16 protein-coding genes and 1 tRNA gene are annotated in these 13,413 nt (G+C 67.0%); 13 read left to right on the top strand and 4 right to left on the bottom strand.

The features are described from left to right. A partial coding sequence (locus tag ACQUQR_RS16505) for an RNA-guided endonuclease InsQ/TnpB family protein (RefSeq protein ID WP_435197490.1) occupies positions 1–497 on the top strand: 497 nt, incomplete at its 5' end. On the opposite strand, the gene ACQUQR_RS16510 is transcribed toward ACQUQR_RS16505, so the two are convergent. Then, positions 480–1,106 (bottom strand): IMP cyclohydrolase, encoded by a 627-nt coding sequence (locus ACQUQR_RS16510; protein ID WP_435197491.1) that lies wholly within the window; start codon positions 1,104–1,106, stop codon positions 480–482. The genes ACQUQR_RS16505 and ACQUQR_RS16510 overlap by 18 nt on opposite strands. Before the next feature lie 96 nt (positions 1,107–1,202). Here ACQUQR_RS16510 and ACQUQR_RS16515 point away from each other — a divergent pair, with 96 nt between their 5' ends. From ACQUQR_RS16515 to ACQUQR_RS16525, 3 genes are all read left to right on the top strand, one after another. After that, positions 1,203–2,072 carry a homing endonuclease associated repeat-containing protein gene (locus tag ACQUQR_RS16515; protein WP_435197492.1) on the top strand — a complete coding sequence of 290 codons (870 nt, stop codon included), beginning with the start codon at positions 1,203–1,205 and terminating at the stop codon, positions 2,070–2,072. Positions 2,073–2,165: 93 nt separating this feature from the next. Beyond that, a tRNA-Gln gene (locus ACQUQR_RS16520) sits at positions 2,166–2,238 on the top strand. Positions 2,239–2,300: 62 nt separating this feature from the next. Beyond that, positions 2,301–2,669 carry a DUF2237 family protein gene (locus ACQUQR_RS16525; protein WP_435197493.1) on the top strand — a complete coding sequence of 123 codons (369 nt, stop codon included), beginning with the start codon at positions 2,301–2,303 and terminating at the stop codon, positions 2,667–2,669. On the opposite strand, the gene ACQUQR_RS16530 is transcribed toward ACQUQR_RS16525, so the two are convergent. Next, a complete protein-coding gene (locus ACQUQR_RS16530; RefSeq protein WP_435197494.1) occupies positions 2,666–3,466 on the bottom strand; it encodes an SDR family NAD(P)-dependent oxidoreductase in 801 nt (266 codons plus the stop codon). The two genes, ACQUQR_RS16525 and ACQUQR_RS16530, sit on opposite strands and share 4 nt — an antisense overlap. A gap of 154 nt (positions 3,467–3,620) precedes the next feature. On the opposite strand from ACQUQR_RS16530, the gene ACQUQR_RS16535 reads away from it, so the two are divergent. The 4 genes from ACQUQR_RS16535 to ACQUQR_RS16550 all read left to right on the top strand — a co-directional run bounded on the left by ACQUQR_RS16535 (position 3,621) and on the right by ACQUQR_RS16550 (position 6,980). Beyond that, positions 3,621–3,857: a helix-turn-helix domain-containing protein gene (locus ACQUQR_RS16535; protein WP_435197495.1), complete on the top strand. Its 237-nt coding sequence runs from the start codon at positions 3,621–3,623 to the stop codon at positions 3,855–3,857. Between the two features lie 205 nt (positions 3,858–4,062). After that, positions 4,063–4,197, top strand: a complete 135-nt coding sequence (locus ACQUQR_RS16540; RefSeq protein ID WP_435197496.1) for a hypothetical protein — start codon at positions 4,063–4,065, stop codon at positions 4,195–4,197. A gap of 100 nt (positions 4,198–4,297) precedes the next feature. Next, positions 4,298–5,377, top strand: coding sequence for a DUF3179 domain-containing protein (locus ACQUQR_RS16545; RefSeq protein ID WP_435197498.1), 1,080 nt, complete (start codon positions 4,298–4,300; stop codon positions 5,375–5,377). A 100-nt stretch (positions 5,378–5,477) separates the two neighbouring features. Continuing rightward, positions 5,478–6,980, top strand: coding sequence for a hypothetical protein (locus tag ACQUQR_RS16550; protein ID WP_435197499.1), 1,503 nt, complete (start codon positions 5,478–5,480; stop codon positions 6,978–6,980). 2 nt (positions 6,981–6,982) lie between these two features. On the opposite strand, the gene ACQUQR_RS16555 is transcribed toward ACQUQR_RS16550, so the two are convergent. Beyond that, positions 6,983–7,153, bottom strand: a complete 171-nt coding sequence (locus tag ACQUQR_RS16555) for a hypothetical protein (protein WP_435197500.1) — start codon at positions 7,151–7,153, stop codon at positions 6,983–6,985. 351 nt (positions 7,154–7,504) lie between these two features. On the opposite strand from ACQUQR_RS16555, the gene ACQUQR_RS16560 reads away from it, so the two are divergent. Beyond that, positions 7,505–7,894 carry a winged helix-turn-helix transcriptional regulator gene (locus ACQUQR_RS16560; protein WP_435197501.1) on the top strand — a complete coding sequence of 130 codons (390 nt, stop codon included), beginning with the start codon at positions 7,505–7,507 and terminating at the stop codon, positions 7,892–7,894. A 3-nt stretch (positions 7,895–7,897) separates the two neighbouring features. Here the strand turns inward: ACQUQR_RS16560 and ACQUQR_RS16565 are convergent, their stop codons facing one another. Next, positions 7,898–8,761 carry an SDR family NAD(P)-dependent oxidoreductase gene (locus tag ACQUQR_RS16565; protein ID WP_435197592.1) on the bottom strand — a complete coding sequence of 288 codons (864 nt, stop codon included), beginning with the start codon at positions 8,759–8,761 and terminating at the stop codon, positions 7,898–7,900. A 120-nt stretch (positions 8,762–8,881) separates the two neighbouring features. On the opposite strand from ACQUQR_RS16565, the gene ACQUQR_RS16570 reads away from it, so the two are divergent. From ACQUQR_RS16570 to ACQUQR_RS16585, 4 genes are all read left to right on the top strand, one after another. Next, positions 8,882–10,045: an ABC transporter substrate-binding protein gene (locus ACQUQR_RS16570; protein ID WP_435197502.1), complete on the top strand. Its 1,164-nt coding sequence runs from the start codon at positions 8,882–8,884 to the stop codon at positions 10,043–10,045. Between the two features lie 55 nt (positions 10,046–10,100). Further along, positions 10,101–11,267 (top strand): ABC transporter substrate-binding protein, encoded by a 1,167-nt coding sequence (locus ACQUQR_RS16575; RefSeq protein ID WP_435197504.1) that lies wholly within the window; start codon positions 10,101–10,103, stop codon positions 11,265–11,267. A gap of 65 nt (positions 11,268–11,332) precedes the next feature. Then, positions 11,333–12,487, top strand: coding sequence for an ABC transporter substrate-binding protein (locus ACQUQR_RS16580; protein WP_435197505.1), 1,155 nt, complete (start codon positions 11,333–11,335; stop codon positions 12,485–12,487). Continuing rightward, the gene (locus tag ACQUQR_RS16585; RefSeq protein ID WP_435197506.1) at positions 12,484–13,380 is read left to right on the top strand and encodes an FAD-dependent monooxygenase; all 897 of its coding nucleotides are present in this window, start codon (positions 12,484–12,486) and stop codon (positions 13,378–13,380) included. The genes ACQUQR_RS16580 and ACQUQR_RS16585 overlap by 4 nt, the downstream gene beginning before the upstream one ends. Positions 13,381–13,413 lie beyond the last annotated feature (33 nt).

Raw genomic sequence — 13,413 nt, forward strand, 5'->3', positions numbered from 1 at the left:
GCATCGTGGAGGAAGCCGACGCCCACGACTGCTCGTACATCGCCGTCGAACGCCTGACCCACATCCGCGAGCGGATGAGTAATCGGAACGACCAAGTGAAGCGTCAGCTGCACAACTGGGCGTTCCGCGAACTCCAAGAGATGCTCGCGTACAAGGCCAGTGAGTACGGGATTCGTGTGGAGCAGATTCCGCCTGCGTTTACCTCGCAGACCTGTTCTCGATGCGGGCATCGGTCCAGCACGAACCGGAACTCGGACGGCTGGTTCGAGTGCAACGAGTGTGGGTACTCGGTTGACGGCGACTACAACGCGAGCAAGAACATCGGTCTCAAGTTGCTAACTTTACCATCGGGCAAACGTCCCGATGGGTTGGGCGACGGTCATCTCGCCCTCAAGTCTGGGACGCTGAACGGGAATGGCGAGTACACCGCCTCCTCCACTCCGGAGGCAGACCGGGAGTCCACGGACAAGCCCACGACTTCAGTCGTGGGTCGATGACTCGTTGACGAACGCCGTCTCGAAGCCGTCGGCCGTGCGCTCGACGCCCGCCGCACAGACCGCGTGCTCGAACTCCAGGTCGTAGGCGGTCCGGGCCGCCTCGAACGCGTCGTCGGCCTCGAACGCGAACGCCCGGGGGGTGTCCTCCTCGTAGGTCGCGACGAGCGTCGGTTCCTCCACCTCGTGGACGAGCAGCGCGTCCTTGCGCACCGTCGCGATGTAGCTCTCCTCCCCGACGACGCCCGCGATGCGCGGGGTGTCGTAGTCGTCCTTCTCGTAATCCAGCGCGAGCAGGCTCTCCGCGAGCGCGTCGCGGGCGGGGTAGCCCAACTCGAGTTTCTCCGCGATGGGGTCGACCTGCGAGCCGTTGCCGATGACGGCCGCTCGCGGCGTCCCGCCGCTCGCGCTGCCCGAGGCTGAAGCCTCGCTGCCGACGATACGCAGACAGTTGTACGAGATGTAGGGGTTGTCCGTCTCCGGGGCGTCCTCCGTCGGCCCGACGGTGAGCGCGTCCTCACGGTCGAGGATGCGACGGTTGGGGAACGACCGCGAGGAGACGCGGTAGGCGGCGAACTCCGGGGCGACGACGACGAAGCGTCCAACGTACATACGCGAGTATGCATACTTCAGTGGAATATAGGTGGCGATGTGAGCACGTTCGTCGGTGTGAGGGTTCATAAACGAAGCCGAGGCAGTCCCCCCGTGGTGACCGAACGCGACTGCCTGGCCGCCCTGCGCGAGGCCGCGGCGGAGCTGGGCGAGTCCCCCACGAAAACGCAGTACGAGGCACTGGGGCTCACGCCCGCGTCGGGGACGATCATCCGGGTCTGCGGCGGCTGGAACGCGGCGAAGGAGCAGGCGGGGCTGGCGACGAACCCATCCCGCGGGTCGCGTGTCGGCTCGAAGCCGAGCGGGCTGGACATCTCTGACGAGGAGTGGGCGGCGATGTCCGTCGACCAGCGGTGGCATTATCGCCATGTCGAAACGAACCGCGAGCGAACACTCGACCGGCGGCAACGCCTCCGCGCGTGGTTACACATCCACAAATCGTCCCTCGGCTGTTCGCAGTGTGACGAGGACGACCCTGCCTGCCTCGATTTTCACCACGTCCGCGGGGAGAAGGAGCTGGCAGTGAACAAGATGGTCGTTCAGGGGTACTCCGCGGAGGCGATACACGCGGAAATCGAGAAATGCGAGATACTGTGCGCCAATTGCCATCGGGCTACGCACCAGCACGACTCGGACAGGAGCGGTTTGATTGAATCACTGTCGGGTGATGTTCGGACGTTATCACCCACTGACCTTCGGGAAATGCTGCCTCCCCTCGACAAGCGCGAATCGTTTCGAGTGTGGACCAGTCTCCATCGATCAGGAGCCGGCTGTCGACGATGCTCAACGGACGAGGCGGTGTCTCTCGACTACCATCACCCCGGAGAGAAGTCCGCGACCGTCAGCCGCCTCATCTCCGACGGCTGCGACTGGCAAACGCTTCGAGACGAGATTGAGAAGTGTGTCGTCCTGTGCGCAAACTGCCATAGGAAGGAGCACTATCGACTCCCGGCCCCGCTTGACTGAATTCTGCGTGACGTAGCTACTTCGCAATCTTCATATTCGCCAACCCGCTACGGTGGTATGTCCGAGGTCAGTACGACCGACGGCGAACGTGTCAGTCCATTGGGGTAGCGGCCAATCCTGTCGGCTTCTGGGGCCGACGACACTGGTTCGAATCCAGTATGGACTACTCCTCACATCCTCACACCCGACACCAGCAGGTGTATTCCGTGCGGTGTCGAAGCGCCACCCATGTCCGACGAGCGGAACGTCCTCGGTGGCGAGCTCGAGCCGTGTAGCACCGACCCGATGACCGGCTATCTCCGGGATGGCTGTTGTCGGTCGCTCCCCGGCGACACCGGTCGCCACGAGATCTGTGCGGTCGTCACGGAGGCGTTCCTCCAGTTCTCTGCGGCGCGGGGGAACGACCTCACGACGCCCCGGCCCGAGTTCGAGTTCCCCGGGCTGGAGCCGGGTGACCGCTGGTGTCTCTGCGTGGGGCGGTGGCTGGAGGCCCACGAGGAGGGGGTCGCGCCGCCGGTCGTCCTCGAGGCGACGAACGAGTCCGTCCTCGACGATATCGGGTTCTCGACGCTGAACGCCGCCGAGTACGAGGGTTAGTACCAGACGCTTCCGGCGTCGACGTTCAGATCTTGGGCGGTGATGTTGCGGGCCGCGTTGCTCGCGAGGAAGGCGACCTGTTCGGCGATATCCTCGGGGTCGGTGAGCCGGCCGAGGGCGGTGTCGTCGGTGAACACCGCCTGTTTCGCCGTCTCGAAGTCGACGCCGCGCTGGGCGGCCTGTTTCTCGATGACGTCGTCGATGCGAGGGCCGCGGGTCGCGCCGGGGCAGACCGTGTTGACGGTGACGTCGTCGTCGCCGAGCTCGAAGGCCAGCGTCCGGGTGAGGCCGATGAGGGCGGCCTTCGAGGCGGTGTAGGGGGTTCGCCCCTCCAGCGGGCGTTTTCCGCTGATGGAGGAGATGGTGACGACGCGCCCCTGGTCGCTCTCGCGGAGGTGGGGGGCGGCGTGTTTGACACAGCGGAAGACGCCGGTGACGTTCACGTCCATGGTGTGTTCCCACTCCGCCTCGCTCACGTCCTCGACGGGCGCGGTGGGACCGGCGATGCCGGCGTTGTTGACGAGGCAGTCGAGCCCGCCGAAGGTGTCGACGGTCTCGGCGATGGCCGACTCGACGGAGGCCTCGTCGGTCACGTCCGTCCGAACGGCGAGCGTGCGGTCGTCGTCGCCGATGATGGCGGCGGTCTCGTGGATGCCGTCGCCGCGGGCGGCGAGGGCGACGTTCGCGCCCTGCGCGGCGAGTTCGACGGCGATGGCGCGTCCGATCCCCTGGCTCGCGCCCGTGACGAAGGCGGTGCGGTCGTCGAGCGGGTTCACGGTCGGTGAGTGGTGGCTCATACCGTGGGACTGACTCCCGAGAATGGTAAAGCCGCCCGCTCGCGAGGGTGGTAACTCACGTGTCACCTGGTAACACCGATGGCCGAGGAAGGCTAAGTGCGCCGACGCACTACGTGTCGGTACACGGGTGGCCACTCGCCACCGCTTCATCTCCATGGCTACGACAACGGACACACCCCCGGACACCGACCTGACACCGAGCGCGAAGTTCGTCCGCTTCGTGCTCCAGGAGCGCACCGAACTCACGCAGTCACAGCTGACGGAGACGACGGGGCTCTCGGAGCGCACCGTCCGCTCGGCGCTCAGCCAGCTCTCCGAGTCGGGGCTCATCACCGAGGAGGTTTGTCTCCGCGACGCCCGCAAGCGGGTTTACTCGCTCGCGGAAGAATAATTCCTGAACGGGCGTCTGACGCGCCCTGTGGCGTGGCTCTCCACCTGAAACGAGGGGGTTCGCCCTCTCCGGACCCCCCGACACGCGAATAGAACATGAACATTTATGATGGATGCGCCGGTAGCGGCTGGTGATGGCTGCAACGGTACATCTCGGGTAGCCCACTCCGACGGCACTGCGCGGAAACCACCCGCACTCATCCCACATGACCCGAGATTCCACGACCGAAACCGAACCGACCGACACACCAACCACTCCCGAAACTACGGAGTCGCCGGAGGACCGCCGACTCATCCCGCTTCAGCGCCAGCACGGCCCGCAGCCGAAGCGGCTCACCTGATCGCCGTCCGTTCTCGATTTTTCACCCGCCGCGAGCGACGCGTGCGTGACTGCTGCCAGACCAGCGGAGGCTTTTGGTCGTGTCTCACATACACCTCCCCATGCGCCGCCGACGGCTCCTCACCGCGCTCGCGACGGGGACGGCCGGGGGTCTCGCCGGTTGCCAGGTCGGCTACCACGGTGACACCACCGTCGGTGGGGTCTCGCTCCCCGTCCCCCGTGAGGAGCTCACCGACGCCGTCGCGACGGACCACATCCCGGCGATCGTCGACCCCGCGTTCGCCCGGGACTGGTCGGGGCTCGACGTGCCGGCGAACGCGGAACTACAGGGACTGCCGGACGAGACCGCCGTCGTCGGCGTCCAGTACGAGGGGGTCGCGCGTGCGTACCCACTCGCCGTCCTCGACTGGCACGAGGTGGTGAACGCGCCACAGGGGTTGCTCGTCACCTACTGCCCGCTGTGTGGCTCCGCGGTCGTCACGGAGCGTGTCATCGACGGCGCGGAGACCGTCTTCGGCGTCTCGGGGGCGCTGTGGCGAAACGACCTCGTGTTGTACGACCGCCGGACGGAGAGCCTGTGGTCCCAGCTCCTCGCGACGGCCATCCGGGGCCCGAAGACGGGAACACAGCTCTCACTCGTCCCCGCGTCGCTCACCAGCTGGGAAGCCTGGCGCGCGGAACACCCCGACACCGAGGTGCTGCTCCCACCCCCGCACTCGAACACCGTCCGGGGGCGCGACGCCACGTTCTCGTATTTCAACTCGAAGTACAACTACGAGACCCAGACCCAGCTCATCGGCTACGACGGGACGGGTGTGGGGCCGCGCACGCTCGTCGTCGGCCTCGAACGGGACGGCGTGACCCGGGCGTACCCGTTCCCCGCCGTCGCGGAGCGGGGGGTCGTGAACGACCGCGTCGGGGACCTGCCGGTGGTCGTGACGGTGACGCCAGACGGTGGGCTCGCGGCGTACGAGCGGGGGGTCGACGGGCGGGTTCTGTCGTTCCGGGGGGCCGGCCCGGGGCATCTCCGTGCGGGGGGGTCACGGTGGGTGCGCACGACGGGCGAGGCGGTCGACGGCCCCTTCCGTGGAACGACGCTCGGGCGGGCGGCCGACCTCCCGCCCATGTTCTGGAGCGGCTGGTCAGCGTTCCATCCCGACACCGAGCTGTTCGGTCGATGAAGACATCGCGCTTTCACGTTACAGAGATTCGAGGAGAACGACCCCGCCTTTCGGTCGCGATGCCAGAGGATACAAACGACAGCGACGCGAAGCCGGGTGCATGTCCGGGTCCGAGCTAGCCGAGCGGGTACGCGGCGCACTCGATGTCGACCGCGCGGAGTTCGAACGGCGCGTCGAACGGGAGGTGGAGGACCTCAAAGCCGAGGTCGCGGCGGGGACCTTCGACAACCCCCAGGCCATCGTCGGGCTGGAGTACGAGTTCTACGCTGTCGACGACGAGACGCGCGCGCTGGCGCGCGTCCCCCGTCGGCTGCTGGAGTACATCGGCTTCGAGAAGGAGCTCGGGCTGCACAACGCGGAGATGCAGACGAGCCCGCAGCCGCTCTCGTCGTACGGGTTACAGGCACAGACCGCGGAGGTCAGAGCGAAGCTCTCGGCGGCGGAGGAGGTCGTCTCCGCCGAGGGGATGCGGCTCATCAGCGACGGGATGTGGACCCAGCCGCCCATCGGCGAGACCGCGGCCGAGTATCTCGCCGACAGCGTCGAACAGGACGGCATCCGGCTGGCGACGAACATGAGCGACGCGGTCCGGTACCACGCGATGGCGAACACCGACTTCGCCGCGGGGATGCAACTCGACGCCCCGCACGTCTCGCTGGACGCGGACACGGTGATGCCGGAGAGCCTCATCACCTCCATCCAGCCGCACTATCAGGTCGCGCAGGCGGACGACCTCCCCACGTACTTCCGGTATGCGCTCCGGGTCGCGGGGCCGCTGCTCGCCATCGCCGTGAACAGCCCCTTCTTCCCGCCCGACCTCTACGACGCGGAACCGGAGGTCGTGCTCGCCGACGGCTGGATGGAGAACCGGGTCCCTGTCTTCGAGACGGTGCTCAACCCCGACGACGCGCCGAAGGTCACCTTCCCCGAGGACTTCGCCACCGTCGAGGAGGCGATCGACCGCATCGCCGCCGACGAGACGGTCGTCCCGATGCTCCAGCAGGAGGGCGGCCGGTTCGACGACCGCTTCGCCCACTTCCGGCACAAACACGGCTCCTACTGGCGGTGGGTGCGCCCGGTGCTCGACGGCCCCTCGCGGACGAACGCGAACGCCCGCATCGAGTTCCGCCCGCTGCCCGCCCAGCCCACCGTGGCCGATTCGGTCGCGCTGCTTGCCGTCTTCGCCGGCCTGATGGAGTCGCTCCCGCGGCGTGACCACCCCGTGCGCTCGCTCGCGTGGGCGGACGCCGAGGAGAACTTCTACGCCGCCGTCCGTGACGGCCTCGACGCCGACCTGACGTGGGTGACCGGCGACGGCGACCACACGACCGACACGGAGGAGGTGTACGCGGAGCTGTTCGAACACGCCCGCGACGGGCTGGAACTCCGGGGGCTCTCCCCCGAGGAGGCGACGAGCTACATCCAGCCGCTCCGGGAGCGCGTGGACCGCGGCATCACGCCCGCCTCGTGGAAGCACGCCCGCGTGCGCGACCGCGTACTGGCCGGTGAGCCGTTCGCCGAGGCCATCTGGGCGGTCCAATCCGAGTACATCGACCACCAGCAGGAGACGCTCATCGAGGGCTCGTTCACGGACTGGCTGTAGCGCTACTCGTTGACGTGGACGTACAGGTCCACGAACGCCTTCCAGTTCGCCAGTAGGTAGGCCTTCATCCGCGCGTAGGTGTACTCGTCGTCGAGCCACTCCTTCCGGTCCTCGTCGCTGTCGGGTGGGAGATACAGCCGGTCCATGTGTGGCTGGCCGTGTGCCGTGTCCATTCGGACGATTTCGATGTCTCCCCGAGTGGATGTGCTGCGGTCCTGACGACCGTAACGCCGTACTCGCTCGCATCCGTGTCCGGGTCGTACGCCGCTTGCTCTCGCGGCTCCGGCTCCACGAACCCCACCAGCAGGTAGTCGTCCCCCCGATACTCACCGAGGTCGATCGACTCGAACCGGTACACTATCCGTCGCCCGGGAGCGCTCGGTGGCTGTCAGGGACGCCCCGCCCGTCCCGGTGTCGCGTCGTACGGGTCATCGGTGGGTCCTCGCCCCGTTCCCGTTTGTATAGGTTCGCCTCGTGCGAGGGTTTATGACTGTTGCAAAACTAACAACGATAAGTGAACGCACATGAGTGGTGAATTCGACGAACGGCAGTCGACCGTTCCCGACCCGAACGCGTTCGAGGAGGGTGACAACGACCCCGACGCACGCCTCGCGTTCCGTGCGGCCTTCTCCGAGACGCTCTCACAGCACGGCTTCCCGGATACCCTCGTCCTCTCGCGGGAGCGAGCCGAGGACGTGTTCGACGAGCGTCAACTGGAGATCATCGACTACCTCGCGGAGAACGAGCCGCGGTCGGTGCGTGCCCTCGCGGGTGAACTCGGGTACGATAAGGGCGTGGTGAGCCGTGACCTCCAGCGACTCGCCCGCATCGACGTCATCGAGTACGAGGAGGACGGCCGCGCGAAGGCGCCCCGGCTCAAGCACGCCCACGTCGTCGTGGAGCCGGTCGTTTGAGCCTCACTCGTACGTCAGACTCATCCCGCCCTCGTGGGTGATGTCGCCGCCGTTGAGGTGTTTCGCGTGCTTCGAGAACCCCCAGACGAAGAGGTTGCCGACCTCGTAGGGCTCCATCATCTCCTTCACGCGCGTGGGGCCGAGCATCACGTCGTTGACGACCTCGTCGACCGTGAGCCCGCGCGAGTCGGCCGAGTCGGGGAGCTGTTTCGCGACGAGCGGCGTCTTCACGTAGGCCGTGGAGACGGAGAACCCGCGGATGTCACCCTCTCCCTCCGCGGCGATGGACTGGGTCTGGCCCCGCAGTCCGAACTTCACGGTGTTGTAGGCGACCTTCTCCTTCGTGACGATGTGGCCGTGGACGGAGCACATGTTGCCGACCGCGCCGCCCCCGCCCGCCTCGAAGTGGGGCCAGCACTCCTTCGTGAGCGCGAGCGGGGCCCGCAGCATCACGTCCTGCATCAGGTCGTACTTCTCCATCGGGAACTCCTTGATGGGCGCGATGGTCTGGAGCCCCGCGATGTTGGCGAGATACCGGAGCTGACCGTGCTCGCTCGCCTCCGCGACGATGCGCTCGATGTCCTCGTCGTCGGTGAGGTTCCCGGTGACCGTGGCGACCGCGCCGGGGAGGTCCAGCTCCGCGGCGCGCGCCTCCAGCTCGGCGAGCCCCTCTTCGTCCATGTCCGTGCCGACGACGGTGAGCCCGTTGCCGGCGAGACAGAGCGACGTGGCGTAGCCGATGCCGTTACCCGCGCCCGTGACGAGCGCGACGTTCTCACTGGTAAAATGGGGGTCGTCGACGGTGAGGATGTCGTCGGGGGTGATCTCGCTGGGTCCGTACTTCTCGAGGGCCTCCTCGACACTCATATCAGCCATATCCCTCCTTTGGCTGGGGGTGTCAAATAACTCCGCCCCCGTATCCCTCACGGTTGTTTAGGCCTGCCTAAACATCGACGCGGTTAAGTGTGTTTAGGTATGCCTAAACCCATGTCCAACCACACGCGACGTGACCTGCTTCGGACGGGAGCCATCGGCGCTGGCGCGCTGCTCGCGGGCTGTACCGGCAACAGCTCGACCGAGACGGCCGACGCGGGCGACGAGTCGACCTCCACGAGCGAGGAGACGGCGACCGCAACCCCGGAGGACACCTCCTATTCGGTGGAGATGGCGCCGGTCGGGAGCGTGGAGTTCGAGGAGCCGCCGCAGAAGGTGGCCCACTACTTCCCCGGCTACGCGGACATGGCCGTCGCGCTCGGTCACGGGGACACCGTCGCCTCCATCGGGACGCCCTCGCGCTACTACACCTCCTACTACGACGAGCTACCGGGGGTCTCGGTCGACAAGGACTCCATCACGGATCTCATCGGTGAGAGCGGCATCGACAAGGAGATCTTCTACGAGCTGGATGCGGATCTCCACATGATCGACCCCGTCTGGCTCACCAGCAACGACTTCTTCGGGCTCGAACAGAAGGACATCGAGGAGCTCACCACGAACGTCGCCCCGTTCCTCGGGAACAGCATCTTCCGCCGGACGGACACCTGGCACGACTACCGCTTCTACACGCTGTACGAGGCGTTCGAGAAGGTGGCGCAGGTCCACCAGGAACAGGAGAAGTACCAGCAGTTCAAGGGGTTCCACGACGCCTTCCTCGCGGACGTGCAGACGAAGCTCCCCCCGGCCGACAGCCGTCCCAGCGCGCTGCTGGTCTACGGGGCTGGCGACGAGCCGGAGTCGTTCTCCCCCTACCGCATCTCGGATAAGGGGACGAACAAGAAGCAGTTCCACGACCTCGGTATCACGGACGCGCTCGCCGGCACCGGCATCGAGGGGCTCTCCGAGAGCAACCGAGGGAAGATCGACTACGAGACGATGCTGGAGGTCGATCCCGAGGTCATCCTGATGCGCGCCCACGAGACGAAGACGGAACAGGAGTTCCAGGACACGGTCGTCGCGTTCATGAAGGAGCACCCGACGGCGAAGGAGCTGACCGCCGTGCAGAACGACCAGGTCTTCCGCGGCGGCCCCATCTACGCCGGCCCCATCCACAACCTGTTCCTCACCGAACGGTTCGCGACGGGGCTGTTCCCCGACCATTTCGAGGGCGAACTGTTCGACCGCGACGAGCTCGCGGGCATCATCACCGGTTGAGTTCGGGCCGCCTCCACATCGGTGCCGTTAAGTGTCTTTAGGCGAGCCTAAAACCATGTCAGACCACACGCGACGCGACCTGCTGCGGGTGGGTGCCATCGGTGCGGGTGCCCTGCTCGCGGGCTGTACCGGCAACAGCTCGACCGAGACGGCCGACGCGGGCGACGACTCGACGGCCACGCCGACCGAGGAGACGGCAACCCCGACGCCCGAGGACACCTCCTATTCGGTGGAGATGGCGCCGGTCGGGAGCGTGGAGTTCGAGGAGCCGCCGCAGAAGGTGGCCCACTACTTCCCCGGCTACGCGGACATGGCCGTCGCGCTCGGTCACGGGGACACCGTCACCTCCGTGGGGCTCCCCTCCCGGTACCACGTCGACGCCTACGAGGAGCTCCCCGGCGTGAGCGTCGACAAGGAGTCGCTGACCGCGCTCATCGGCGACAGCGGTATCGACAAGGAGATCTTCTACGAGCTGGACAGCGACCTCCACATGATCGACCCCGTCTGGCTCACGCAGAACAGCTTCTTCGGGCTCGAACAGAAGGACATCGAGGAGCTCACACAGAACGTCGCGCCGTTCCTCGGCAACACCATCTTCCGCCGGACGGACTCGTGGCACGACTATCGCTACTACACGCTGTACGAGGCGTTCGAGAAGGTGGCGCAGGTCCACCAGGAACAGGAGAAGTACCGGCAGTTCAAGCGGCTCCACGACGCCTTCCTCGCGGACGTGCAGACGAAGCTTCCATCCGCCGACCAGCGCCCCAACGGCCTGCTGCTCTTCGCCGCGAGCAACGAACCCGAGGCGTTCTACCCGTACCGGCTCTCGGATAAGGGGACGAACAAGAAGCAGTTCCACGACCTCGGCATCACGGACGCGCTCGCGGGCACCGGTATCGAGGGGCTCTCCACGTCCGACCGCGGGCAGATCGACTACGAGACGATACTCCAAGTCGACCCGGACTCCATCCTCCTGCGCGGCCACGAGACGCAGACGGAACAGGAGTTCCAGGACACGGTCGTCGCGTTCATGAAGGAGCACCCGACGGCGAAGGAACTGACGGCCGTGAAGAACGACCAGGTCTTCCGCGGCGGTCCCATCTACGCCGGCCCCATCCACAACCTGTTCCTCACCGAACGGTTCGCGACGAACTACTTCCCGGACAGCTTCGAGGGCGAACTGTTCGACCGCGACGAGCTCGCGGGCATCATCACCGGATAAGCTCCCTCTTTTTGGCGCGCCTAAAAACCGGAGACGTTAAGTCCGTTTAGGCAAGCCTAAACCGTATGTCAGACCGTACGCGACGTGACCTGCTGCGGGTGGGCGCCCTCGGTGCCGGCGCGCTGCTCGCAGGCTGCACCGGCAACAGCTCGACCGAGACGCCCGATACGGGTGACGACTCGACGCCTTCGGAGGAGGAGGAGACGGCGACCCCGACGCCCGAGGACACCTCCTACTCGGTGGAGATGGTCCCCGTCGGCAGCGTGGAGTTCGACTCCGTCCCCGAGACGTGGGTGGCGAACAACGGGAGCTGGGCCGACATGGGCATCGCCCTCGGGCTGGAGCCGCCGAAGGGCGTCTGGCTCACCTCCCGGTATCACACCCAGTACTACGACTCGATCCCGGGCGTCTCCGTCGACAAGTCCGGGATGGTCGACCTCTATCAGGACGGCGTCAGCAAGGAGCTGTTCTACGAGCTCGACGCCGACGTCCACGTGATGGACCCGAACTTCCTCATGAACCGCTTCAAGGGGTGGAAGCAGGCCGACGTCGACGAGGTGGCACAGAACATCGGCCCGTTCTTCGGCAACTGCATCTACGCCCAGCACTACCCGTGGCACGACGACTACCGCTACTACTCGCTGTACGAGGGGTTCGAGAGGCTCGCGCAGGTGTTCCAGCGCACCGACCGCTACGAGGCGTTCACCGAGGTCCACGACGAGTTCCAGCAGACCCTCGCGCCGGTCGTCCCCGGCACGGGCGAGCGGCCCGCCGTCGCCGTCCTCTGGGGCGTCGGCGACGCGCCCGAGCAGTTCTACCCCTACCTCATCGGGGGCGGCACGGGCTTCAAACACCTGCGCGACCTCCGGGTCCGCGACGCGCTCGCGGAGACGGACATCAAGGACTTCCACGGCTCCCGCGCGGCCATCGACGTCGAGACGCTGCTCGAGGTCGACCCCGAGGTGCTCCTGCTGCGCGGCTACGAGTCGAAGACCGCAGCCGAGTTCGAGAACACCGTCGTCGCCTCGCTGGAGGAGCACCCCACCGCGAGCGAGCTCCAGGCCGTCCAGCACGGCGATGTCTACCGCGCGGGCGGCCTCTACGCCGGCCCCATCACGAACATGGTGCTCACCGAACGGCTCGCCGCCGACCTCTACGGCGCGGACGAGGAGCTGTTCGACCGCGAGCGCGTGGCGCGCATCGTCCGAGGTGACGCGTGAGCGAGGCCACCCGCGAGGCCGACGTGGTCGTGGTCGGGGGCGGGCCCTCCGGGAGCGCAGCCGGGGTGTTCCTCGCCCGCTACGGCCTCGAAACCGTCGTCTTCGACCGCGGGAAGGCCGCCCTGCCGCGGGCCGCCTACGTCGAGAACTATCCCGGCTTCCCCGGCGGTATCGACATCCAGACCCTCTCCGACCTGCTCCACGCCCACCTCGCGGAGGCCGGGTGTTCGGTCCACCCCGAACTCGTCGAGTCCGTCAAGCGCAGTGAGGACGGGTTCCGCGTGGCGACGGACGAGGGGACGGTCGTCGCCGCGGACGCGGTCGTCGCGGCCGCGTGGTACGACGGCTCGTATCTCCGCCCGCTCGACGACGGCGAGCTGTTCGAGACCCACGAACACCACGGCGAGCAGGAGGAGCGGTTCGCCCCCGACTTCCCCGACGAGGACGGCCGGACCCCCATCGAGGGGCTGTACGTCGCCGCGCCGAACGGGGAGCGCAACGCCCAGGCCATCGTCGCGGCCGGGCAGGGCGCGCAGGTCGCCCGCTCGCTCATCGAGGACCGCCGCCAGGCGGAGGGGCTCTCCGGCGTCGTCGCCCGCCGCTACGACTGGCTCCGCCCCGCCTCGGAGTTCACCGGGGAGTGGGCCGAGCGCGACCGCTGGCGCGAGTGGTTCGCGAACGAGCTGGGCGACCACGAGCTCTCCGAGGAACGGTTCACCGAGCTTCGCGAGCGCTACATCGACCGCGCGTTCGAGACGAAACGCTCCCCCGAGGAGGTCGAGGCGCTTCGAGGCGAGGGCCACCGGGCGCTCGCGGAACATCTCGACCCCGAGGCGATGCTCGATGTGATCGACGACGCGACCATCCGCGCGTACCTCGACTCGCGGGAGTGAGAAAAGACCGGAGCCCTTTTGAATAATTCGGGC

It is taken from the genome of Natronomonas sp. EA1, assembly GCF_051195035.1.
Classification (GTDB): Archaea; Halobacteriota; Halobacteria; order Halobacteriales; family Haloarculaceae; genus JBNTJV01.

Coding starts and splice junctions, on each gene's coding strand:
- ACQUQR_RS16510 (WP_435197491.1), bottom strand. CDS start 1,106: ATGTACGTTGGACGCTTCGTCGTCGTCGCCCCGGAGTTCGCCGCCTAC.
- ACQUQR_RS16525 (WP_435197493.1), top strand. CDS start 2,301: ATGTCCGACGAGCGGAACGTCCTCGGTGGCGAGCTCGAGCCGTGTAGC.
- ACQUQR_RS16530 (WP_435197494.1), bottom strand. CDS start 3,466: ATGAGCCACCACTCACCGACCGTGAACCCGCTCGACGACCGCACCGCC.
- ACQUQR_RS16535 (WP_435197495.1), top strand. CDS start 3,621: ATGGCTACGACAACGGACACACCCCCGGACACCGACCTGACACCGAGC.
- ACQUQR_RS16540 (WP_435197496.1), top strand. CDS start 4,063: ATGACCCGAGATTCCACGACCGAAACCGAACCGACCGACACACCAACC.
- ACQUQR_RS16545 (WP_435197498.1), top strand. CDS start 4,298: ATGCGCCGCCGACGGCTCCTCACCGCGCTCGCGACGGGGACGGCCGGG.
- ACQUQR_RS16550 (WP_435197499.1), top strand. CDS start 5,478: ATGTCCGGGTCCGAGCTAGCCGAGCGGGTACGCGGCGCACTCGATGTC.
- ACQUQR_RS16555 (WP_435197500.1), bottom strand. CDS start 7,153: ATGGACACGGCACACGGCCAGCCACACATGGACCGGCTGTATCTCCCA.
- ACQUQR_RS16560 (WP_435197501.1), top strand. CDS start 7,505: ATGAGTGGTGAATTCGACGAACGGCAGTCGACCGTTCCCGACCCGAAC.
- ACQUQR_RS16565 (WP_435197592.1), bottom strand. CDS start 8,761: ATGAGTGTCGAGGAGGCCCTCGAGAAGTACGGACCCAGCGAGATCACC.
- ACQUQR_RS16570 (WP_435197502.1), top strand. CDS start 8,882: ATGTCCAACCACACGCGACGTGACCTGCTTCGGACGGGAGCCATCGGC.
- ACQUQR_RS16575 (WP_435197504.1), top strand. CDS start 10,101: ATGTCAGACCACACGCGACGCGACCTGCTGCGGGTGGGTGCCATCGGT.
- ACQUQR_RS16580 (WP_435197505.1), top strand. CDS start 11,333: ATGTCAGACCGTACGCGACGTGACCTGCTGCGGGTGGGCGCCCTCGGT.